The organism is Modestobacter sp. VKM Ac-2984, assembly GCF_026967985.1.
Classification (GTDB): domain Bacteria; phylum Actinomycetota; class Actinomycetes; order Mycobacteriales; family Geodermatophilaceae; genus Modestobacter.
On record NZ_JAPVBJ010000002.1, the window covers coordinates 1 to 21,160 of the forward strand.

20 protein-coding genes are annotated in these 21,160 nt (G+C 72.8%); 10 read left to right on the forward strand and 10 right to left on the reverse strand.

What is annotated here, in order from left to right:
• Positions 1 to 312 precede the first annotated feature (312 nt).
• Positions 313 to 942, reverse strand: a complete 630-nt coding sequence (locus tag O2W16_RS03840) for an alpha-ketoglutarate-dependent dioxygenase AlkB (protein ID WP_269157481.1) — start codon at positions 940 to 942, stop codon at positions 313 to 315.
• A 100-nt stretch (positions 943 to 1,042) separates the two neighbouring features.
• Positions 1,043 to 3,283: a RecQ family ATP-dependent DNA helicase gene (locus O2W16_RS03845; protein ID WP_269157482.1), complete on the reverse strand. Its 2,241-nt coding sequence runs from the start codon at positions 3,281 to 3,283 to the stop codon at positions 1,043 to 1,045.
• Positions 3,284 to 3,363: 80 nt separating this feature from the next.
• On the opposite strand from O2W16_RS03845, the gene O2W16_RS03850 reads away from it, so the two are divergent.
• From O2W16_RS03850 to O2W16_RS03865, 4 genes are all read left to right on the forward strand, one after another.
• Positions 3,364 to 4,191 carry a PHP domain-containing protein gene (locus O2W16_RS03850; RefSeq protein ID WP_269157483.1) on the forward strand — a complete coding sequence of 276 codons (828 nt, stop codon included), beginning with the start codon at positions 3,364 to 3,366 and terminating at the stop codon, positions 4,189 to 4,191.
• 73 nt (positions 4,192 to 4,264) lie between these two features.
• Positions 4,265 to 4,513, forward strand: a complete 249-nt coding sequence (locus tag O2W16_RS03855; RefSeq protein ID WP_269157484.1) for a hypothetical protein — start codon at positions 4,265 to 4,267, stop codon at positions 4,511 to 4,513.
• A 50-nt stretch (positions 4,514 to 4,563) separates the two neighbouring features.
• A complete protein-coding gene (locus O2W16_RS03860) occupies positions 4,564 to 5,532 on the forward strand; it encodes a carbamate kinase (protein WP_269157485.1) in 969 nt (322 codons plus the stop codon).
• Between the two features lie 11 nt (positions 5,533 to 5,543).
• Positions 5,544 to 6,647 carry a ring-opening amidohydrolase gene (locus O2W16_RS03865; protein WP_269157486.1) on the forward strand — a complete coding sequence of 368 codons (1,104 nt, stop codon included), beginning with the start codon at positions 5,544 to 5,546 and terminating at the stop codon, positions 6,645 to 6,647.
• A 60-nt stretch (positions 6,648 to 6,707) separates the two neighbouring features.
• Here O2W16_RS03865 and O2W16_RS03870 read toward each other — a convergent pair whose 3' ends face one another.
• Complete coding sequence (locus O2W16_RS03870; protein ID WP_269157487.1) at positions 6,708 to 7,130, reverse strand: organic hydroperoxide resistance protein; 423 nt, start codon at positions 7,128 to 7,130, stop codon at positions 6,708 to 6,710.
• Positions 7,131 to 7,312: 182 nt separating this feature from the next.
• On the opposite strand from O2W16_RS03870, the gene O2W16_RS03875 reads away from it, so the two are divergent.
• On the forward strand, positions 7,313 to 8,398 hold the full coding sequence (locus O2W16_RS03875; protein WP_269157488.1) for a PP2C family protein-serine/threonine phosphatase: 1,086 nt from the start codon (positions 7,313 to 7,315) through the stop codon (positions 8,396 to 8,398).
• Between the two features lie 19 nt (positions 8,399 to 8,417).
• Here the strand turns inward: O2W16_RS03875 and O2W16_RS03880 are convergent, their stop codons facing one another.
• From O2W16_RS03880 to O2W16_RS03900, 5 genes are all read right to left on the reverse strand, one after another.
• Positions 8,418 to 9,113 (reverse strand): lysophospholipid acyltransferase family protein, encoded by a 696-nt coding sequence (locus tag O2W16_RS03880; RefSeq protein ID WP_269157489.1) that lies wholly within the window; start codon positions 9,111 to 9,113, stop codon positions 8,418 to 8,420.
• Positions 9,110 to 9,373 carry a hypothetical protein gene (locus O2W16_RS03885; RefSeq protein ID WP_269157490.1) on the reverse strand — a complete coding sequence of 88 codons (264 nt, stop codon included), beginning with the start codon at positions 9,371 to 9,373 and terminating at the stop codon, positions 9,110 to 9,112. The genes O2W16_RS03880 and O2W16_RS03885 overlap by 4 nt, the downstream gene beginning before the upstream one ends.
• Positions 9,374 to 9,545: 172 nt before the next feature.
• Positions 9,546 to 10,604, reverse strand: a complete 1,059-nt coding sequence (locus tag O2W16_RS03890) for a toll/interleukin-1 receptor domain-containing protein (protein ID WP_269158114.1) — start codon at positions 10,602 to 10,604, stop codon at positions 9,546 to 9,548.
• Between the two features lie 33 nt (positions 10,605 to 10,637).
• The gene (locus O2W16_RS03895) at positions 10,638 to 12,053 is read right to left on the reverse strand and encodes a DUF1116 domain-containing protein (RefSeq protein ID WP_269157491.1); all 1,416 of its coding nucleotides are present in this window, start codon (positions 12,051 to 12,053) and stop codon (positions 10,638 to 10,640) included.
• On the reverse strand, positions 12,046 to 13,515 hold the full coding sequence (locus O2W16_RS03900) for an FdrA family protein (RefSeq protein WP_269157492.1): 1,470 nt from the start codon (positions 13,513 to 13,515) through the stop codon (positions 12,046 to 12,048). Before O2W16_RS03900 ends, O2W16_RS03895 begins: the two co-directional genes overlap by 8 nt.
• Before the next feature lie 155 nt (positions 13,516 to 13,670).
• Between O2W16_RS03900 and O2W16_RS03905 the strand changes: the two genes are divergently transcribed.
• The 4 genes from O2W16_RS03905 to O2W16_RS03920 are packed head-to-tail and all read left to right on the forward strand — an operon-like array spanning position 13,671 to position 18,170.
• The gene (locus O2W16_RS03905; protein WP_269157493.1) at positions 13,671 to 14,546 is read left to right on the forward strand and encodes an FAD binding domain-containing protein; all 876 of its coding nucleotides are present in this window, start codon (positions 13,671 to 13,673) and stop codon (positions 14,544 to 14,546) included.
• A complete protein-coding gene (locus tag O2W16_RS03910; protein ID WP_269157494.1) occupies positions 14,543 to 15,106 on the forward strand; it encodes a (2Fe-2S)-binding protein in 564 nt (187 codons plus the stop codon). The genes O2W16_RS03905 and O2W16_RS03910 overlap by 4 nt, the downstream gene beginning before the upstream one ends.
• A complete protein-coding gene (gene cutA, locus O2W16_RS03915) occupies positions 15,103 to 17,520 on the forward strand; it encodes an aerobic carbon-monoxide dehydrogenase large subunit (RefSeq protein ID WP_269157495.1) in 2,418 nt (805 codons plus the stop codon). Before O2W16_RS03910 ends, cutA begins: the two co-directional genes overlap by 4 nt.
• Entirely contained in the window at positions 17,517 to 18,170 is a 654-nt protein-coding gene (locus O2W16_RS03920; protein WP_269157496.1) for an SRPBCC family protein, read from the forward strand. The genes cutA and O2W16_RS03920 overlap by 4 nt, the downstream gene beginning before the upstream one ends.
• A gap of 8 nt (positions 18,171 to 18,178) precedes the next feature.
• Here the strand turns inward: O2W16_RS03920 and O2W16_RS03925 are convergent, their stop codons facing one another.
• Positions 18,179 to 18,691 carry a hypothetical protein gene (locus O2W16_RS03925; RefSeq protein ID WP_269157497.1) on the reverse strand — a complete coding sequence of 171 codons (513 nt, stop codon included), beginning with the start codon at positions 18,689 to 18,691 and terminating at the stop codon, positions 18,179 to 18,181.
• 26 nt (positions 18,692 to 18,717) lie between these two features.
• The gene (gene pdxR / locus O2W16_RS03930; protein WP_269157498.1) at positions 18,718 to 20,133 is read right to left on the reverse strand and encodes a MocR-like pyridoxine biosynthesis transcription factor PdxR; all 1,416 of its coding nucleotides are present in this window, start codon (positions 20,131 to 20,133) and stop codon (positions 18,718 to 18,720) included.
• A gap of 66 nt (positions 20,134 to 20,199) precedes the next feature.
• Between pdxR and O2W16_RS03935 the strand changes: the two genes are divergently transcribed.
• The gene (locus O2W16_RS03935; protein ID WP_269157499.1) at positions 20,200 to 21,093 is read left to right on the forward strand and encodes a DMT family transporter; all 894 of its coding nucleotides are present in this window, start codon (positions 20,200 to 20,202) and stop codon (positions 21,091 to 21,093) included.
• Positions 21,094 to 21,160: the final 67 nt, after the last annotated feature.

Below are 21,160 nucleotides of genomic sequence, written 5' to 3' on the forward strand. Positions count from 1 at the left end.
CCGAAGACACCGAAGGGGGATTTGTTACTTGGCACTGACTTTCGGCACGCTGTTGAGTTCTCAAGGAGCGGACGCGCACGTTCCCCGACCAATTTCTTGGCCGTTCTTCGTGGCGGTGATTTCCACTTTACACCAAGTTCCGCAGCGGGTGAACCACGGGGGTTCTTCCGGCGGTTTCCCAGGCCCTGCGGCCCGGTCCGTTCTCGCTTGGTGCATGGAGAACAATACACGCCCTCAGAGGGGCTCTGCAGGGGGGTCCCCGGAGGGGTCCTCGAACGGTGCGGATGCGCTGCTGAGCAGGGAGAACGCGGCTCAGGCCACCCCGCGGGGGCGGAACTGGACGCTCACGCGTGGACCGACGGGCTTGGTCGTCTTCGGGATGCAGTGCTCCCAGCTGCGCTGGCACGAACCGCCCATCACCACCAGGTCGCCGTGCCCGAGGGTGAAGCGCCGGCTCTCGCCGCCACCCACCGGCCGCAGCAGGAGTGGCCGGGGCGAGCCGAACGAGACGATGGCGACCAACGTGTCCTCGGTGCGGCTGCGCCCGATGCGATCGCCGTGCCAGGCGACGCTGTCGCGCCCGTCGCGGTACAGGCACATGCCCGCCGTCACGAACGGCTCGCCCAGCTCCGGCCGATAGTGCGCGTCGAGGGCGGTGCGGGCCTCGGTGAGCAGGGCGTGCGGCAGTGCCTCACCCGCTCCGTACCAACGCAGCAACCGGGGGACGGCCACCTCACGCTCGTACATCTGCCGTCGGTCCTCCCGCCAGCCGATGTCGCCCAACAGGACGTCAAGCACGCTGTCGGAGCCCACGACCCAGCCCGTGAGGTGGTCGACCCAGGCGCCACGGCTCAGCAGGTGCCGGGAGACCCGCCCCGCGAGCGGGGTGAGCGCAGCCTCCTCGGCCACGTCCCAGATGGACGGCTGGTGCGCGAGCGACATGGAGGGAGGCTACTCCCGGTTTCGCACAGGTGTTCGAAACCCTGTGGACAACCCCGCCCTCGCCTTCCCCTCGGCGGGGGCATGAGGACGGGGTGCCCCCTCAGGCGCTGAGCGCCAGCACGAACGGCAGGACGGAGCCGGCCCCCGCCAGTCGCAGCTCACGGCCGGCGACGGTCATGGTCCAGCGCGAGTCGGCCAGGTCGTCGACGAGGAGGACCGGGGCGTCGCCGAGCTCGGCCAGCCGGGCCCGGAGCTCCGACCCGACCACGATGCGCTGCCAGACCCCGGCCAGCCGGAAGGCGCTGTTGCCGCCCGGCCCGCCGGTGGGACCGCCGTGGGCCAGGTCGAGGGCCCCCAGGTAGGGCAGCCGCCCCAACTGCGCCAGCCCCTGGGCCACTCCCGTGACCAGGGCGGGCCGCCGCCGGGACGGCATGGCGACCACGCCGGCGGGGCGCTGCGCCCAGTCCCAGGCGCCGAGCACCCGGGCACAGGCCTTCAGCAGCTCTGCGTCCGGCGGCGCGTCGTTGGGCAGGCCGGGGCGCATGACCCGGTGGCTCACCTCGTAGGCGGCGTCCGGGTCCTCCTCGATCGAGGGCGCCTCGAGGTCTTCGGCCAGGGTGGCCACGCCGCCGACCCCGTCGTCTCCCAGGAGGGTGCGCAGGCGCTGGCCCCAGCCCAGGTCGGTCAGCCGGGCCACGGCCCGACCGACGCCGATCTGCTCACCCGGCGCGATCTTGCCCTTGACCTCGACCCCGAGCCGGTCGGCACCGGTGGGCCACTGCGCCCGCGGCGGGAGCTCCACGCCGGGCCGGTCCAGCCGGGCGGAGGCCGCCTCGGCCGCGCCGGCCGGCACGTCGGTGGGGTACCAGGGGCCGGTGCAGACGTCGCAGCGCCCGCAGGGGGTGGCGGTCGGGTCGTCGAGCGCCTCCTGGAGGAAGGCCATCCGGCACTCCGCGGTGTCGACGGGCCGTGCGTAGGTGAGCATCGACCGCTGCTCGGCCTCCCGGGTCGCGGTGACCCGGGAGTACCGCTCGGCGTCGTAGACCCACGGGACGCCGGTGGAACGCCAGCCGCCCTGCACCCGCTCCACCGCGCCGTCGACGGCGAGCACCTTGAGCAGCAGCTCGAGCCGGGAGCGGCGGACGTCGGCCACCGTCTCCAAGCGCGCGACCGACCACGCCTTGCCGTCGGCCATCGCGGTGAGGACGGCCGCGGCGTGGTCCTCCCGGGGCATGGAGGAGGTGGCGAACCACTGCCAGATCGCGATGTCCTCCGGCCCGGGGAGCAGCAGCACGTCGGCGTTGGCGACGGCACGGCCGGCGCGACCCACCTGCTGGTAGTAGCTGACCGGCGAGGACGGTGCGCCCAGGTGGACGACGAAGCCCAGGTCCGGCTTGTCGAACCCCATCCCCAGTGCCGAGGTGGCGACCAGGGCCTTCACCCGGTTCTCCCGCAGCGCCTCCTCGGCGTCCTTGCGGTCGGCGTCGTCCAGTCGCCCGGTGTAGGCGCGGACCTCGTGGCCGGCGTCGCGGAGCAGCGCCGCCGTCTCCTCGGCCGCGGCCACGGTGAGCGTGTAGACGATGCCGCTGCCCGGCAGGTCGCCGATGTGCGCCGACAGCCAGGCCAGCCGCGCGCGGTCGGTGTCCAGCCGCAGCACGCCCAGCCGCAGGGAGTCCCGGGCCAGGGGGCCACGGACGGTGGTCACCTCGACACCGCCGGCGCCGAGCTGTTCGGCGACATCGGCGACCACCCGCTCGTTGGCCGTGGCGGTCGTCGCGAGCACGGGGGTGCCGGCGGGGAGCTGACCGAGCAGGTCGCGGATGCGGCGGTAGTCGGGCCGGAAGTCGTGCCCCCAGTCGGAGACGCAGTGCGCCTCGTCGACCACCAGCAGGCCGCAGCGCTCGACCAGGCTGGGCAGCTGCTCGTCGCGGAAGCGCGGGTTGGTCAGCCGCTCCGGGGAGACCAGCAGGACGTCGACGTCGTCGGCGGCGAGCCGGGCGTTGATGTCGTCCCACTCGGTCACGTTGGAGCTGGAGATCTCCACGGCCTTGATCCCGGCGCGGGCGGCTGCGGCCACCTGGTCGCGCATCAGCGCGAGCAACGGGCTCACCAGCAGCGTCGGACCGGCGCCGCGGCGGCGCAGCAGGGCGGTGGAGACGAAGTAGACGGCGGACTTCCCCCAGCCGGTGCGCTGCACGACCAGGGCGCGTTCGTGCCGCTCGACGAGCGCGGTGACGGCGGCGTCCTGCCCCTCGCGGAAGACCGCGTCGGCGCGGCCGGTGAGCTCGCGGAGCACGCCGAGCGCCTCATCGGCCAGATCGGTCTCGACAGCGGTGCTCATGCCCCGACCGTAGGCGGCGGCACCGACAACTCCGGACCTGGGCGTGCGGTGGCTGTGGACGACCGGTTGGATGGGCCTCGATGCTGCCCCCGGACAACCACGTGCACTCCGAGTTCTCCTGGGACACCGGCCCACGAGCGTCGCTGTTGCGTGCCTGCGAGCGCGCCGTGGAGATCGGCCTCCCGGCCATCGCCTTCACCGAACACCTCGACTTCACCGTCTGGGACGCCGCCGACCGCGCCACCGCGCAAGGGCTCACCGACCGGCACCCGGCCAACCAGCTGCCCATCGACGTCGACCTCTACGCCGAGACGATCTGGGAGGCCCGGCAACGCTTCCCGACGCTGCGGGTGTGGTCCGGTGTGGAGGCCGGCGAGCCGCACCTGTTCGGGGCCAGCGTGGCCGCGCACCTGGGCGCCTCCCCGGTCGACCGGGTCCTCGGTTCCCTGCACTCGCTGCCGGTCGACGGCCGGCTGATGGGCGTGAACCGGCTGCTGCACGCGCCGGGCATCGACGTCGTCGCCACGATGCGCCGGTACCTCACCGAGATGGTGGCGATGATCGAGAGCAGCGACGTCTTCCAGGTGCTGGCGCACTGCGACTACCCGCGGCGCTACTGGCCCGGCGGCCGGGAGCAGTACCCGCAGGCGGTGTTCGAGGAGGAGTACCGGGCGGTGTTCCGGGCGCTGGCGGCCAGCGACCGGGCCCTCGAGGTGAACACCACCAGCCCGCTGTGGTCGGTGGAGCTGCTCCGCTGGTACCGCGAGGAGGGCGGCGACGCCGTCAGCTTCGGCAGCGACGGCCACCAGCCGCACCTGGTCGGGCAGCGGTTCGAGCTGGCGGTCGACGTCGTCGAGCAGGCGGGCTTCCGCCCCGGCCGGGACCGCTTCGACTTCTGGCGCCGCTGAGGCCGCCCGCGGGACGACGAGGACCCGAGAACGGTGGGTGTCGACCCGGTCGTGGACTGCCGATGAGGAGGGCGTGACCGCTCCGGCTGCCCTCGAGGCCCCGACCGACGGGGACGATCCCGTCCCCTTCGGCCCGCAGACCGTCGTCCAGGAGGCGACCGCCGCCGGCCTGGCCGCCATCGCCCGGCTGCACGACGAGGCCCTGGCAGCGATCGCCGCGCTTGCCGAGAGCTGGGACCAGCCGGCCGACCCCGTCCGGGTGCTCCGCACGGCCGAGCGGCCGGCGGTCGTCCTCCGGCCCGGGAACACAGCCGCCGCCTGATCTGGCGGAAGTACTTCACCGCTAAGGCAGTTCCCCGCTAGGGTCACGCAATGGCCCTCCCCCGTCGTGTCGTCATCGCCCTGGGCGGCAACGCGATGACCGGCGCCGACGGCTCCGCCACGCCCCGTGCCCAGCGCGAGGCCATCGCCGCGGCCGCCCAGCACATCGCCGCCGTCGTCGCCACCGGGGCCGAGGTGGTCCTCACCCACGGCAACGGCCCCCAGGTCGGCAACCTGCTGGTCAAGAACGAGCTGGCGGCGCACGTGGTCCCACCGGTCCCGCTGGACTGGAACGTCGCCCAGACCCAGGCCACCATCGGGTTCACCCTCGCCGACGAGCTGGACGCCGCCCTGGCCGCCCTCGGCTCGTCCCAGCGCACCGCGGCGCTGGTCACCCGCACCCTCGTCGACCCCGCCGACCCCGGGTTCGCGACGCCGTCCAAGCCGGTCGGCCGGCACCTGAGCCGGGACGAGGCCCAGCGCTTCATCGACCTCGGGCAGAACTGGGAGGACCGCGGCGAGCGCGGCTGGCGGCGGGTGGTCCCCTCGCCCGAGCCGCTGTCGGTGGTCGACGTCCCGGCCATCTCCGCGCTCAGCGCGGCCGGGTTCGTGGTCGTCTGCGCCGGCGGCGGCGGTGTGCCCGTGGTCCCGGGCGCCGCGAGCGGCGATGCCCTGATCGGCGTCGAGGCCGTCATCGACAAGGACCTCACCGCCGCACTGCTCGCCCGGGAGCTCCGCGCGGACACCCTGGTCATCGCCACCGACGTCCCGCACGTGATGGTCGACTTCGGCACCCCGTCGGCCCGCCCGCTGACCCGGGTCACCGTCGCCGAGATGCGTGCCCACGCCGACGCCGGCCAGTTCGCCCGCGGCAGCATGGGCCCCAAGGTCGAGGCCGCGCTCCGGTTCGTGACCGACTCCGGGGACGGCCGTCAGGGCGCTCGCGCCGTCATCACCGCACTGCCCCACATCTCCGACGCCGTCGCCCGTGACGACGTCGGCACCGTCGTCACCGCATAGAAGGAGAAGACATGCCCGCACCGATCGAGGTCCGCAAGGTCCCGCTGCACAACGTCAGCGACGCCTCCGAGCTGGCCAAGCTCATCGACGACGGCGTCATGGAGGCCGACCGGGTCATCGCCGTCATCGGCAAGACGGAGGGCAACGGCGGCGTGAACGACTACACCCGGATCATCGCCGACCGCGCCTTCCGCGAGGTGCTGATGGAGAAGGGCTCACGGAGCAAGGAGCAGGTCGGGGAGATCCCGATCGTGTGGTCCGGCGGCACGGACGGCGTGATCAGCCCGCACGCCACGATCTTCGCCACGCTGCCCGAGGACTCGGTGGAGAAGACCGACGAGCCGCGGCTGACCGTCGGGTTCGCGATGAGCGAGGTGCTGCTGCCCGAGGACATCGGCCGGCTCACCATGGTCGAGAAGGTGGCCGAGGGAGTGCGCCGGGCGATGGCCGAGGCGGGCATCACCGACCCGGCCGACGTCCACTACGTGCAGACCAAGACGCCGCTGCTGACCATCGAGACGATCCGCGAGGCCAAGTCCCGCGGCGAGGAGACCTACTACGACGAGCCGCACGGCTCGATGGACCTCTCCAACGGCACGACGGCGCTGGGCATCGCGCTGGCGCTGGGTGAGATCGAGATGCCGGAGCAGAAGCAGGTGATGCGCGACTTCGACCTGTTCAGCGCGGTCGCCTCCTGCTCCTCGGGCGTCGAGCTGGACCGGGCGCAGATCATCGTCGTCGGCAACGCCCGCGGCCACGGCGGCGACTACCGGATCGGCCACTCGGTGATGACCGACGCCCTCGACCAGGACGGCATCTGGAACGCCATCCGGGACGCCGGCCTCGAGCTGCCCGATCGGCCGCACACCTCCGACCTGGACGGCAACCTGGTCAACGTCTTCCTCAAGTGCGAGGCCGACCCGACCGGCTACGTGCGCGGCCGGCGCAACGCGATGCTCGACGACTCCGACGTCTTCTGGCACCGGCAGATCAAGGCCACCGTCGGCGGCGTCGCCGCCTCGGTGACCGGCGACCCGGCGGTGTTCGTGTCGGTGGCCGCCGTGCACCAGGGGCCCTCCGGCGGCGGCCCGGTCGCCGCCATCGTCAAGGCCTGAGCGACGGCGCCGGCCGGGTCAGGTCCCGGCCGGCGCCCCCAGGCGCGATCCTGGTGCCTGTCAGGCGACCGTGGTCTCCAGGGTGACCGGGACGTTGCCGCGGGTGGCGTTGGAGTACGGGCAGACCTGGTGCGCGGCCTCCACGAGCTGCTCCGCGGTCGCCTGGTCGACGCCGCCGAGCTCGACGTGCAGGGCGACCTCCAGCCCGAAGCCGCCTGCGTCGTTCGGCCCGATGCCGACCTCCGCGGTGACCCCGGCGTCACTGATCGGCGCCTTCTGCTTGCGGGCCACCATCTTCAGTGCGGACAGGAAGCACGCGGCGTAGCCGGCGGCGAAGAGCTGCTCGGGGTTGGTGGCGCCGCCCTCGCCACCCATCTCCTTCGGCGTGGCCAGGTCCAGGTCGATCAGACCGTCGGAGGAGCGGGTGTGGCCGTTGCGGCCGTCACCGGTGGCGGTGGCGACGGCGGTGTAGACGCTGGGCATGAGCGGTCCTCCAAGTGGTTGGGTGTAGCACCCACTGTGCACCCAGCGGACCAGCCGTACGGCTGCCCCGGCGCCGATCTCGCTCACACTCCTCGGGTGCGTGGTCCTGACCAGTGGGTTCGCTACCTTGAGCGCTGCGCCGGACCCGCGGGGGGAGACCGGACGGACGAGGAGCTGCAGCAGTGACCAGGTCGCAACGCCTGCAGCGGGCACTGCCCGCAGGGGTGCTGGCCGTCGTGACCGTGACCGACGTCGTCAGTGGGCCCGAGCAGGTGATCCTCGGCCTGGTCGTCATGGCCCCGCTCCTGGCGGCGACGACGCTCGGCCGGCGGGGCACGGTGAGCTACGCCGTCCTGGCCCTCGTGCTGGCGGCGCTGTTGGGCGTCTACGACCAGCAGTACACCGCGAGCACGCTGCTCCCCCAGGTCGTCCGGTTGCTGGCGGTGGCAGGCGGCGGCGTCCTGGCGGTGGGCGCCTGCAGCCTCCGGCTGCGCCGCGAGGCCCAGCTGGCCCGGCTGAGCGCACAGGCGGCGACCACGGAGGCGGCGCTGCAGACGGCCGAGGCGCTGCAGCTCAACCTGCTCGGCCCGCCGCCGCGGGTGGCGGGCCTGGAGTCGGCCGTGCGGTACCTGCCGGCCAGCCGGCACACCCAGGTGGGCGGCGACTGGTACGACGCCTTCCCCCTCCCGGACGGGACCACCATGCTGGTCATCGGGGACGTCGCCGGGCACGACGCCCCGGTTGCCGCGACGATGGCGCAGACCCGGGCGATGCTCCAGGCGATCGCCCAGCGCTCGACCGGCTCGCCGGCGGAGGTGCTGTGCACTCTGGACGAGGTGCTCGCCGGTCTGGACCTACACACCCTGGTCACGGTGATCGTGGCGCAGGTCGACGCCCCGTCGTCCGTTGACGGCTCGCGGCGGTTCCGGTGGTCCAACGCGGGCCACCCACCACCGGTGCTGGCGAGGGCCGGCGACGAGGTCGGCCTGCTCGCGGCCGCCCCCGAGAGCCTGCTCGGCATCGCACCCGGCGTCCAGCGGACCGACCACACCCTCGAGCTGGGCGCCGGCGACACGCTGCTCTTCTACACCGATGGGCTGGTCGAACGACGCGGTGCACCGCTCGACGACGGGTTGGCCTGGCTGGTCGGTGAGCTGAAGAGGACCGGCCGGGAGCCCCTCGACCGGCTCTGCGACGACCTGCTGGGCCAGCTCGGTGGGCGGGTCGACGACGACGTGGCACTGCTCGCCGTCCGCGTCCCCGGCTGAGCACGGGGCGACCGGCGGGTCAGGCCGCGCGGCCGCGACCCTCGGCCTTGACGTCGGCGGCGTAGCGGTCGACGTACTCGGCACCGGACAGCCGCTGCAGCTCGACCATGACCCGATCGGTGACCTCCCGCAGCGCCGCCCCGTCGTCAGCCGGCCCCGGGTGGTCGGAGAAGTCCAGCGGTTCGCCAATCCGGACGACCACCCGGCCGGGCCGGGGCAGCCGGGCACCCGGGGGCATGAGCGCCCGGCTGCCGATCACCGCGATCGGCACCACCGGCGCCCCGGTGGACAACGCCAGCCGGGCCACCCCCGTCTTGCCGCGGTGCAGCCGACCGTCGGGCGACCGGGTGCCCTCCGGGTAGATGCCGAGCACCCCGCCGTCGGCGAGCACCTCCCGGCCGCGTCGCAGCGCGGCCTCGGCGGCGGTGGCCCCGCCGCGGTCCAGGGGGACCATGCCGATGCTCTCCAGGAGCAGGCGCATCGCCCGCCCCGTCAGCCCGGGTCGGGTGAAGTACTCGCTCTTGGCCAGGTAGGTCACCCGGCGGTGGCTGAGGACCGGGGGGAAGAACTGGTCGAGCGTGGAGGGGTGGTTGCCGGCCAGGATCACCGGCCCGGTGGCCGGGAGGTTGTCCGCCCCCTCGACCTGCGGCCGGAACAGGCCCAGGACCAGCGGTCGCACGAGGGCACGGACGACCGGGTAGGCGTCCACACTCACCGCTCGTCCGGTGCCCGGCCGGCATGGTCGACCAACTGCTCGGCGCTGCCCTGCCCGTGCATCCGGGCGCAGGACGCGCAGCAGAAGAAGACGCCGTCGGCCTCGACCCCGTGGCCGACCACCTTCACGCCGCAGTGTTCGCAGATCGGGGCCAGGGCGTGGATGGCGCACTCGAAGCTGTCGAAGGTGTGCACCGCCCCGGCGGCGTGCACCTCGAAGCTGAGCCGGTAGTCGTTCCCGCAGACCTCGCAGCTGGCCATGCCCCCACCCTCCGTCTAGGTGACGACCGGAGTGGGCCACCTGTTGCGGACAACTACCCAGCGCCTCGCCAGATCAAAATTGTTGATGGTCCGCTCTGCGGGCTTAGTGGCGTGGCGACGTGACAGCATTGGTGACAACGTCGCTAGACATGCGCTGGATGTCCGCTCGAGTTTAACGAATTAGGGCGATGGGCGCATAGCGTGCAATTAGCCGCTTAGTGCCGACCTTGTCGAAGTCTACAGTTAGGCTTGTCTTTGTTCCGGCTCCGGCAATATCGACGACCGATCCTTCACCAAAGGTGTCGTGATGGATTCGACTTCCTGGCTCCAAATCCTTGACGATAGCCATAGACCGCGCCGTACTGTACTCACTCCTTCTAGTTCCCACTTCTTCATCGACAGATGGACTAACATCGAAGATGGCCTGGTATCCGAAATGTCGTAGAGCAACTCGGACAGCCTCTTTTTCGTCGTCATATGCGTAGTCGCGAGTTTTAATACGAACCACAAGCTTCACTGCGTCGACACCCACGCTGCTGACTCGGTCTTCGCCGAGGATCTCCCACACAACGTTGGCCAACCTATCCACACTGTCTCGAAGCTCCCGGCCCGAAGTTAGTTCGGGGGCGGCGGCACCGCCTGGGACCTGTCGCGTCAGTCCGCGGACAAGGCTCAGAACTTCTCGCAACATATCTTCTGGGTCGCGCTCGGCGGGCACATCAGCGGAGTCCGCCACCGCGTGACTATTCGCAATACCTTTTAGCTCGTCCTCCAGTCTCGGCCACCACACCTCCAAGGTCGCGGCAAGGCGGATTTCACCTAGAGGACTCGTGGAGAGCGCGTCGATTGCAGTGAGCACAGACTCAATACCGGCCCTGTCCGCTTGCACAGCTTGAAAAGTAGACAAAGGACCCTTTAAGTCGGTCGGTTCCGCGAAATCGATCAACAAGGGGATGACGCGGCCTTCTCGGTCTTCAACGGAACGAGAGATCGCCCCCGCCTCAAAGTTCAGCCATACCTTCTCCTGGTTCTCTCGCGTGACACAGATGATGCCAATATCTGTCGCGTCCAGTGCTTCCGTGATGGACTTGTCCCACTTAACCCCCGCAGCCAGGTCCCGGTCGGACATCCAGGGTTCACGGATCCCCTGGATCACGTTAGGCAGCCACTGGCGGAGGGCCCTAGCTACGTCCTTGCTCTTTGAACCGGACCAACTCAAAAAGACGTTCATGCCCACCCCCGTCAACATCTGTGTTCGCAGAGCTTACGAGGCCGCGCGGGACTCCTGGGCCAGTGCCGCCAGGGCCTGCTCGAAGCAGGCCTGCGGCGGCTGCACCAACCCGGCGCCGACCTGGCCGGTGCCGGCGACCCGGCCGGCCATGCCGGTGTTGATCTGCGGCAGCCAGCCGGTGCGCGCGACCTGGAGGACGTCGATGCCGGTCGGGGAGCCGCGGAAGCCCATGATCGGGATCTGCATCGCCGGGTTCTCCGCCAGCGTCAGCTGGTACATCCGCTCGGTGGTCGCCAGCGCGTCGGGGACGGTGCCCCCGACGAACCGGACGATCGCCGGTGCCGCGGCCATGGAGAACCCGCCGACGCCGTAGGCCTCCATGATCGCGGAGTCGCCGATGTCGGGGTTGGCGTCCTCGGGGCCGTAGTCGCCGAGGTAGAGGCCGACCGGGGTGTTGGCCGGGGCGGTGAACCAGCGGTCACCGGTACCGGCGGTCTGGATGCCGAACTCGGTGCCGTTGCGCGACAGCACGGTGACCATCGTCGAGCCGGGGACGTCGCGGGCGGCGTCCATCGCCAGCTTCGCCGTGGGCATGCCGAGGTTCAGGTAGAAGTGCTCGTTGCCGCCGATGAAGCGCAGCACCTCGGCGATGTCCTGGGCCGGTGCGTCGACGCCGACGATGGACGGCGACAGCTCGCGCAGTGCCATCAGCGAGCCGGCGCGGTTGCGGTTGTGCCCCTCGTCGCCCATCTGCAGCATCTGGGCCAGGATCGCCTTGACGTCCAGCGGCTCCGGCCGGCTGCGGACGGCGCGCTGGAGCACCGGGCCGAGCACGTCGCGCATCCAGGCCAGCCGGGTGAGCACCTCGTCGTTGTAGGCGCCCATCCGCAGCACCTTGCCCAGGCCCTCGTTGAGGTTGCACCAGGCCTGCCCGCCGTTGGCCGGGTCCTCCAGGCACCACATCCACATCGACGGGCTGGTCACCCCGGCCATCGGGCCGACCGTGCGGTGGTGGTGGCAGGGGTCGAGCGTGATCTCGCCGGCGGCCAGGATGCGCTCGGCGTCGGCGACGTCGGTGGCCCAACCCTCGAATACGCAGGCGCCGATGAGCGCGCCGCGCATGGGACCGGAGGCGGTCTCCCAGGTCAGCGGCGGGCCGGAGTGCAGCAGCATCCGGTCGGGCAGGTCGAGCACCTCCCGGGCCGGCCGGACGTCGACCAGCAGCGAGCCCGCGGCGAGCACCCGCTCGACCGCGACCCGGTTGGCGGCCGCCCGGCGCGGGTCCAGCGCGAGCTGGGTGAGGTCGTCCGGGTTGCCGAAGCCCGGCGGGCGCCAGTCGACGTCGGTGACGCTCGCCCCCTGCTGCCGGAGCGCGGTGGAGAAGACCTCGACGCCGGCGGCGACGATGGACGGCGGGGCGGACAGCAGTCCGCCGAGGGGCTCACTCATGGCCGTCTCCGATCAGGCTGAGGGCGTGGCGGGTGGCGGCGGCGTTGGAGGCGAAGACCGCGGCGCCGGCCTCGGCGAGCGCGTCGGCCTGCCGGGACCAGCACTGGGGGTCCGCCTCGGTGCCGACCAGCGCCACGACGGTGGGCAGGCCGGCAGATCGCAGCGCGGGGACGAGGGCGACGGCCGGGTCGGGGTCGGCCCCGTGGCCGAGGACGACGTCGAGCAGCAGGACGGCGGGTTCCCCGCTCTCCGCAAGGCCGGCGATCGCCTCCAGCCGCAGCGTCGGGTCGATCATCGGGTGCGCGCGGCCCACGGTGAGCGCGTCGTCGCCGAAGTCGACGACCACGTGCCCGGTCGCGCGCAGGTCGGTGCCCAGGTCGAGCTCGGGGCGCAGCGGGGTGTTGGAGCGGATGTCGCCCAGGGCCGGGGCGGCGATCAGCATCGTCTCGTCGGCGAGGGTCCCGCCGGAGTAGAAGCCCTTGAGGACGGCGCCGGCGGGCACGGCGGCCGCGGTCCCGGGCCGGGAGGGCCACTCGGGGACGGCGACGCCCAGGTCACCGAGGAGCGCCTCCACCGCGGCGGTGAGGTCGGGCTGCTCCGGGCTGAGCGCGGCGGACCGGACCGGGACCGACAGCCCGGCCGCGACCTCCTGCACCCGGGCGGCGACCGCGGGCGCCGGCGGCTTGGAGACCAGCAGCACCCGTTCGGTGGCCGGGTCCGCGTCCAGCGCGGCCAGGGCGTCGAGGGTGGCCAGCCCACCGACGGCCTCGGACAGGTCGCGGCCACCGACGCCGAGCACGTGGGAGACACCGACACCGGCCGCGTCGAGCAGGCAGCTGACCTGCTGGGCACCGGTGCCCGACGCCGCGACCAGGCCCACCGGGCCACGCCGGACGACGTTGGCGAAGCCGAGGGCCAGGCCGGAGACGATCGCCGTCCCGCAGTCCGGGCCCATCACCAGCACACCGGCGTCGTGCGCGGCGCGCTTGAGCGCGACCTCGTGCTCGACCGGCACCCCGTCGCTGAAGATCAGCACCGATCGGCCGGCGGCGATGGCGTCGGCGGCCTCGGCGACCGCGTACGGCCCGGGCACGCTGATGATCGCCAGCGCCGGGTCGTCCGCGCCGTCCAGGCCGGCGCCGATCGTGCGGGCCGGGATGGTCTGCGCCTCGCCCCGGTCGGCGCGGGCGGTGAGCGCGGCGTCGACGGCGGCGACCGCGGCGGCCAGCTCGGCGTCGTCGGCGGCGGTCAGCGCGATCAGCAGCTGGTCGGGCTTCGCCTCGCCGTCGGGCGCCAGGCCCATGCCGGCGGCGAGCTCGAGGTTCAGCGGCGTGGCCATCGCGACGACGACGGTGTGCACGCCGGGGCGGTCACCGATCTCGCGGCTGACCTGCATGAGGCGGACGGAGTCGGCGTAGACACCGCTGCGGAGGGAGACGTGCCGGACTGGACTGTCGCTCACCTGGCGGGACGCTACCGGAGAAAGTCTCTCAGCGGTGAGGTAGTTCGCCGGTCGAGTTCGGCCCGAAGTTTTAGCGCTGAGGTACTTCCGTCCCGCGGGACCACGGTGACAGAGTGACGCCTTCCACATCCACGCCTGGAGGTGACCCGCAGCCGGTGAAGCCCGCTCCGTTCGGCTATGCCGACCCGACCTCGGTCGACGAGGCGCTCGACGTCCTGACCGCGGAGGGCGAGGGTGCGAAGGTGCTCGCCGGCGGGCAGTCGCTCCTCCCCCTGCTCTCGATGCGCCTCGCTGCGCCCACCACCCTGGTGGACATCAACCGGGTGCCCGGGCTCGACCAGATCTCCGTCGGCCGCGACGGGGTGCGGGTGGGTGCGTTGGTCCGGCACGCCCAGCTGCTCGCCTCGACCGAGGCGGCCGGCGTGCAGCCGCTGCTCTGCCGGGCGACGGCGAACGTCGCCCACCCGGCCATCCGCAACCGCGGGACGACGGTCGGCTCCATCGCGCACGCCGACCCCTCGGGCGAGATGACCGCGGTGCTGGCCCTGACGGACGGTTCTGTCACGGTCGCGACGCCCGACGGGCGCGAGACGATCGGCTGGGGCGACTTCTTCCTCGGCCCGCTGGAGACCTCGGTGCACGGGCCGGCCGTCGTCCTCGACGTTTTCTTCCCGGCGCTGCCGGAGCGGTCGGGCACCGCGTTCGCCGAGATCTCGCGGCGCAAGGGCGACTACGCGGTCTGCGGGGCGGGCGTCGTCGTCACGCTCGACGCCGACCGGCGGGTCAGCTCTGCCCGGGCGGCCTACCTCTCCGTCGGGCTGGTGCCCGAGGTGCACGACCTGACCGACGCCGTCGTCGGCCAGCCGGTCGACTCGGCGGACTGGGCGGCGGCCGGCGAGCTGGCCCGCGGCAAGGTCGACCCGGACGGCGACCTGCACGCCAGCGCCGACTACCGGCGACTGCTGGTCGCGACCCTCACCGCCCGCACGCTGGCCGACGCCGGCGCCGAAGCAGCCAGGAGGACCGCGTGACCGAGGTGTGCACAGAACGGGCGATCTCCGTCGTCGTCAACGGTGTTCCACGTGAAGCCACGGTGCCGGTGCGCTGGCTGCTGTCGGACGCGTTGCGACACGGGTTCGGGCTGACCGGCACGCACGTGGGCTGCGAGCACGGCGTCTGCGGGGCCTGCACCGTGCTGGTCGACGGGCAGCCGACCCGCTCCTGCCTGGTGCTCGCCGTTCAGGTCGACGGCCGCGAGGTGACCACGGTCGAGGGCCTGTCCCGGTCGGACCACCAGGGCGGGCAGGTGCTGCACCCGATCCAGGAGGCGTTCCGGGAGTGCCACGCGCTGCAGTGCGGGTTCTGCACGCCGGGCTTCCTGACCACGATCGCGGCCGGCCTGGACGCCCGCGACCCGTCGGTGGAGATCACCGAGGAGGAGGTCGACGACATGGTCGGCGGCAACCTGTGCCGCTGCACCGGCTACGCCAACATCAAGAAGGCCTGCCGGCACGCAGCCGCGACCATGCGCGACTCCGCAGGGGCCAAAAGCGCGACTTTGGCCCCTGACAGCCAGGAGGCGGGGCGGTGACGACGAAGTTGTTCGGGGAGCCGGTGCGCCGGCGGGAGGACGCCCGGCTGATCATCGGCCAGGGCCGCTACCTCGACGACATCGGCTCCGGGGCCTACGAGGCGGCGTTCGTCCGCAGCCCGTACGCGCACGCCCGGGTGCTCGACATCGACGTCAGTGCGGCGATGGACGTCGAGGGCCTGCTGGCCATCTACACCTACGAGGACCTCACCGGCCCGCTGGCCGAGCCGCTGCCGGTGCTCATCCCGCACCCCCAGCTCACCTCCCCGCGCACCGGCTACCCGCTGGTGAAGGACGTCGCCCAGCACGTGGGCGAGCCGATCGTGATGGTGGTCGCCACCGACCGGTACATCGCCGAGGACGCCGCCGGGCTGATCGAGATCAGCTACGAGGAACTGCCGGTCGTGGTGGGCGTCGACGCGGCCGAGGCCGCCGAGCACACCGTGCACGACGACGTCCCGGACAACGTCGCCGCCCGCCACCACCAGGAGACCGGCGACGTCGAGGCGGCGCTGGCTGCCAGCGCGCACACCCTGTCCTTCACCCAGTACTTCGAGCGCAGCGCCTCCATGCCGATGGAGGGCAAGGGCGTGCACGCCCGCTGGGACGACGCCGACTCCTCGCTGCGGGTCTACTCCTCCACCCAGGCATCCACGTCGGTGCGCGCGGCGATCGCGGCCAAGCTCGAGCTGTCGATGGAGAAGGTCGAGGTCATCGCGCCCGACGTCGGCGGCGGGTTCGGCGTGAAGATCGTGCACCCGTGGCCGGAGGAGCTGCTCGTGCCGATGGCCGCGCGGCTGCTGGGCCACGAGGTGAAGTGGACCGAGGACCGGCGCGAGCACTTCATCTCCAGCGCGCACGAGCGCCAGCAGCGGCAGGAGATCACTGTCGGGTACGACGACGACGGGCGGATCACGGCCCTCGACGTCCTCGTCTGGCACGACAACGGCGCGTACACGCCCTACGGGATCATCGTGCCGATCAACACGGCCACCCAGCTGTGCGGCCCCTACGACATCCCGGTCTACCGGGCCCGGGTCAACAGCGTCTACACGAACACGGTCATCGTCACGCCGTACCGCGGGGCCGGGCGGCCGCAGGGCACGTTCGCGATGGAACGCACGATGGACCGGATCGCCCAGGAGCGCGGCATCGACCGGGCGCTGGTGCGGGAGCGGAACCTGATCCAGCCCGACCAGTTCCCCTACGACTGGGGCCTGACGTTCCAGGACGGCCGGCCGCTGATCTACGACTCCGGTGACTACCCGGCGATGATGGCCAAGCTGAAGGTGCTGGTCGACTGGGACGGGTTCGCCGAGCGGCGGGCCGCGGCCGAGGCGCGCGGGAAGCTGCTGGGCATCGGGATGGCGCCCTACGTCGAGGGCACCGGGCCGGGGCCGTACGAGGGCGCGCACGTGCAGGTGCTGGGCAGCGGCAAGGTGCTGGTCTCCACCGGGCTGACCTCGCAGGGCCAGGGGCACGAGACGGTGTTCGCCCAACTGGCGGCCGCGGAGCTCGGCGTCCCGCTGGAGGACGTCGAGGTTACCACCGGCGACACCCGGCGTTTCGGGTACGCGGTCGGCACGTTCGCCTCCCGGGCCGCGGTGGTGAGCGGCAACGCCGTCGCGCTGGCGGCTCGCGGGGTGAAGGAGAAGGCGCTGCGGATCGCCGCCGAGGTGCTGGAGGCCGACCCGGCCGACCTGGAGATCGACGAGGGCCTGGTACAGGTCAAGGGGACGCCGGGCGCCTCCATCCCGCTGCGCACGGTCGCCGTCCTGTCCAACCCGCTGCGGTACGCCTTCGACGAGGCGGCGCGGCAGGCGACCCAGTTCTCCGGGCCGGGCGACGACTCCAAGCCGCCGGTGGCGGTCGGGGACGCGCCGGGGCTGGAACACACCGACTACTACTCCCCGCTCCGCTCGACCTTCGCCTCCGGCGCGCACGCCGTGGTCGTGGAGATCGACCCGGCGACCTGGGAGATCGCGATCGAGCAGTACGCGGTGGTGCACGACTGCGGCACGATCATCAACCCGATGATCGTCGAGGGGCAGGTGCACGGCGGCGTCGCGCAGGGCGTGGGCGGGGCGCTGTACGAGCGGATGGCCTACGACCGCGACGGTCAGCTGACCAACGCCTCGTTCATGGACTTCCTGATGCCGTACGCCTCCGAGGTGCCCGACGTCGACATCGACCACCAGTCGACGCCGTCCCCGCTCAACGAGCTGGGGATCAAGGGCGCCGGCGAGGCCGGCGTCATCCCCGGCTCGGCGGCGATCGCCTCGGCGATCGAGGACGCGGTGGGACGGCGGATCGCGGCGATGCCGATCTCCCCCACCGAGCTGTACGACCTGGTGCGCTCGGACGCCGAGCGCGTGACCAACTCTTCTCCCCACGACTCTGGAGCGATGGCGTGAACCTCGACGGCAGTGCGGTCCTCTCGGCGGCACCGGAGCAGGTCTGGGCGGTGATCACCGACCCGGCGGTGCTGGCACGGACGATCCCGGGCTGCGAGTCGCTGAAGCAGGTCGGTGAGGACAGCTACACGATGGTCGTCTCGGCCGGCGTGGGGGCGATCCGCGGGAAGTACGCGGGCGAGGTGCGGCTGTCGGACATGACCTTCCCGTCCTCCTACGTCATGCACGCGTCCGGCTCTGGCGGGCCCGGGTCGGTACGGGCCACCGTGCAGATCAAGCTCGTCCCCTCGGGTGACGGCACGGAGCTGACGTACTCGGCGGACGCCGTGGTCGGTGGCGCGGTCGCGGGTGTGGGGCAGCGGATGATCACCGGCGTCGCGAAGAAGATGGCCGGGCAGTTCTTCGCCGCGGTGGACAAGGAACTGGTGGAGCCGAACGTGGTGGCCCCGGTCATCCCGATCGCCGCCGACGTTCCCGCGGGAACGTCGGCCGACGCCGCTCCCACTCCCGTCACCCACGCCAAGGCCCCGGCCGCTGCGGGCGGCTGGGTGCCGGCCGAGGCGCGGCCCCTGCTGGTCGGCGCCGCCGGCGGCAGCCTGCTCACCCTGCTCGGCGCCTGGATCGGCTACCTCCTCGGCCGCCGCGGCTGAGCGGACGCCTACGACCCGATGGGTTCGGCGAGGTTCGGCCCGGCGACCTGCCAGTCGTCCTGGAGCTCTCCGGAGAAGTCGTCAGGCAGCAGCAGGGCGGTGCCTCGCTCGACCTCTGCGCCATCGACCGTCGCCGAGACGCCTCGCTCCTCGAACTCCGTGTCGTCCGCGCACGACGAACCCGCCACCCAGGCCCCGTCCTCGACGGTCCCGGTCAGCACGACGACACACCATGGGTGGTCGGCCGGGCCCTGCGCGGCGTAGACCCGGCTGCCCTCCACCTCACCGATGTAGCGGACCTCGCCCACTTCCTGGGGGAGGTCGACACCTTCGGGAACAGCGTCCTCCGCTGTCGCGGGTCGGTCGAACACGGCCAGCTCAGGAGCGGCGGAGCTGCTGCAGGCGGCGATGGTGAGCACGGTTGCAGCGACGGAAGCTGCTGTTGTCGTCGAGGTCCGGAACATGGACGGACCGTAATCGCAGGGATACGCCTCGAGGTGCGCGGCGGCCCCGGCGACCACGACCTCGGTGGAAGCTCCCCGGGCCGTCAGCGGTGGAGCACGTCCGCCATACGCTCGGTGGCGGTGCGCAGGCGATCAGGGGCGTTGGCGGCGTAGCCGAGGACGAGGCCGGGGTCGCCGGGGGTCATCCGGTGCCAGGACAGCGGGTGGACGACGACGCCTGCCTTCCGGGCGGAATCGGCCAGTTCGACGTCGTCGGCGTCCGAGCCGGGGAACGTGATCAGCACGTGCAGCCCGGCCGCCACCCCGGAGACGACCGCGCCCGGCAGGTGCTGGGCCAGCGCCATCACCAGCGCGTCCCGCCGCGCCCGCTGCCGCCCGCGCACCAGCCGCAGGTGCCGGTCGTGCTCGCCTGACCGCAGCAGCTCCGCGAGCACCAGCTGCGGCAGCGCCGGGCTGCCCAGGTCGCTGGCGTGCTTCGCCGCCACCAGGTCGGCGTCCAGGGACGACGGCGCGACCAGCAAACCCAGCCGCATCCCCGGCGCCAGCGTCTTCGAGGTGCTGCCGGTGTGCGCCACGTGCTCGGGTGCGGAGGGCTGCAGTGCCGGCACCGGCGCCCGGTCGTACCGGTGCTCGGCGTCGTAGTCGTCCTCGATCACCAGGCTGCCGCCGTCCCGCGCCCAGCCCAGCAGCTCCCGCCGCCGCCCCGGCGACAGCACCACCCCGGTCGGGAACTGGTGCGCCGGCGTCACCATCACCGCCGGCACGGCCGGCATCGCCGCGACGACCAGCCCGTCGGCGTCCACCGGCACCCCGACCGGCTGCAGCCCCCAGTGGGCGAACTCCTCCCGTGCACCCCGCGACCCCGGGTCCTCCACGCCGACCGAGTCCGCGCCCCGCGACCGCAGGGTCTGGGCCAGCAGCGCCAGCGCCTGCGCCACCCCGGACACCACCAGGACCTGCTCCGGCGCGACCTGCAGCCCACGGGTCCGGCCGAGCCAGCCGGCCAGCTCGCCGCGCAGCCGGGCGCTCCCCCGCGGGTCGCCGTAGCCCAGGTCCGCCGCCGATGCCTCCCGCAGCACCGTCCGCTCCGCCCGCAGCCACGCCGCCCGCGGGAACGCCGCCAGGTCGGGCACGCCCGGTGACAGGTCGATCTCGCCCTCGGCCGCCGGCCGGTTCGTCGGCAACGGCAGCCGCACCGGCCCGGCCGGCGTCGCGACCGCGGGGCGCGCGGGTGCGGCGACCGGCCGCGGCAGGACGACGGTCCCCGACCCGGTACGGGCCGCCACCAGTCCTTCGTCCACCAGCCGCTGATACACCTCCACCACGACGCCGCGAGCGACACACAGGTCACCGGCGAGCGTCCGGGTGGCCGGCAGCCGGTCCCCCGCCGCCAGTCGGCCGTCCAGCACCGCGGCCCGCACCGCGGCGCTCAGCCAGTCGGTGAGCCCACGCGCCGGCGCGGCCGCCGGGTCGAGCTGGAGGAAGTCGGCTCCCCGCATTGGTCCACTCCCGATGACGGCGATTGGCCCTCCACGGTGGACCAGGACCCCAGCAGCATGGCAGCCATGACGACCAGCGTGGCAGCGCCCCCGCAACAGTCGGCCACGTCCGCCGGCGTCACCGGGACGATCGCGATGGGCTTCGTCGGCGGCAGCGTGGCGGTCTCCGCCGTCCTCTCCGATGCACCGCTCTTCACCGCCCAGTCGATCCGGTACGCCGCCGCCTCCCTGGTCCTGCTCGGCTTCGCCCGGCTGGCCGGGCGGTCGGTGCACCGGCCACGCGGCGCGGAGTGGGCGTGGTTGCTGGGCGTCGTCGGCGCCGGGATGGTGCTGTTCAACGTCGCGCTGGTGCGCGGGTCCGAGCACGCCGAGCCGGCCGTGCTGGGTGTGGCCGTGGCCAGCGTGCCGATCGCGCTCGCCCTGGTCGGACCGCTGATGGCCGGACGACGACCGGAGGCCCGGGTGCTGCTGGCGGCCGCGGTCGTCACCGTCGGCGCCGGGCTGGTGCAGGGGGTGGGCCGCAGCGACGCTGCCGGACTGGCCTGGGCGGTCGTCGTCCTGGCCTGTGAGGCCGGGTTCACGCTGCTCGCCGTGCCGTTGCTGACCCGGCACGGCGCGTGGGGCGTCTCGGTGCACACCACCTGGCTCGCGGCCGTGGTGTTCGGCGCCCTCGGGCTGGCCACCGAGGGAACCGCGGCGGTCGCGGAGCTGACCGGCGGGCAGTTCGCCGCGGTCGGCTACCTGGCCGTCGGGACGACCGCGGTCGCCTTCGTCCTCTGGTACTCCGCCGTCGGCCGACTGGGCACCGCGCGGGCCGGTCTGCTCACCGGGGTCGCCCCGGTCGCCGCCGCCGGGGCCGGTGTCGCGATGGGCGGGGCCGTGCCCGGACCCCTGGTGTGGCTGGGCATCGCGGTGGTCGGCGCCGGGCTGACGGTGGGCCTCACCTCCCGAGCACGCTGACCGCGGGGCGTGAGGCTCAGCTCGACAGGCGTGGCCCATGGAGACCACAGGGTGCGCACAGCCGCTC

Excerpts from the sequence above, each read along its gene's own strand:
- O2W16_RS03840 (WP_269157481.1), bottom strand. The coding sequence starts at position 942 with ATGTCGCTCGCGCACCAGCCGTCCATCTGGGACGTGGCCGAGGAGGCT.
- O2W16_RS03845 (WP_269157482.1), bottom strand. The coding sequence starts at position 3,283 with ATGAGCACCGCTGTCGAGACCGATCTGGCCGATGAGGCGCTCGGCGTG.
- O2W16_RS03850 (WP_269157483.1), top strand. The coding sequence starts at position 3,364 with ATGCTGCCCCCGGACAACCACGTGCACTCCGAGTTCTCCTGGGACACC.
- O2W16_RS03860 (WP_269157485.1), top strand. The coding sequence starts at position 4,564 with ATGGCCCTCCCCCGTCGTGTCGTCATCGCCCTGGGCGGCAACGCGATG.
- O2W16_RS03865 (WP_269157486.1), top strand. The coding sequence starts at position 5,544 with ATGCCCGCACCGATCGAGGTCCGCAAGGTCCCGCTGCACAACGTCAGC.
- O2W16_RS03870 (WP_269157487.1), bottom strand. The coding sequence starts at position 7,130 with ATGCCCAGCGTCTACACCGCCGTCGCCACCGCCACCGGTGACGGCCGC.
- O2W16_RS03885 (WP_269157490.1), bottom strand. The coding sequence starts at position 9,373 with ATGGCCAGCTGCGAGGTCTGCGGGAACGACTACCGGCTCAGCTTCGAG.
- O2W16_RS03890 (WP_269158114.1), bottom strand. The coding sequence starts at position 10,604 with ATGAACGTCTTTTTGAGTTGGTCCGGTTCAAAGAGCAAGGACGTAGCT.
- O2W16_RS03895 (WP_269157491.1), bottom strand. The coding sequence starts at position 12,053 with ATGAGTGAGCCCCTCGGCGGACTGCTGTCCGCCCCGCCGTCCATCGTC.
- pdxR (WP_269157498.1), bottom strand. The coding sequence starts at position 20,133 with ATGCGGGGAGCCGACTTCCTCCAGCTCGACCCGGCGGCCGCGCCGGCG.
- O2W16_RS03935 (WP_269157499.1), top strand. The coding sequence starts at position 20,200 with ATGACGACCAGCGTGGCAGCGCCCCCGCAACAGTCGGCCACGTCCGCC.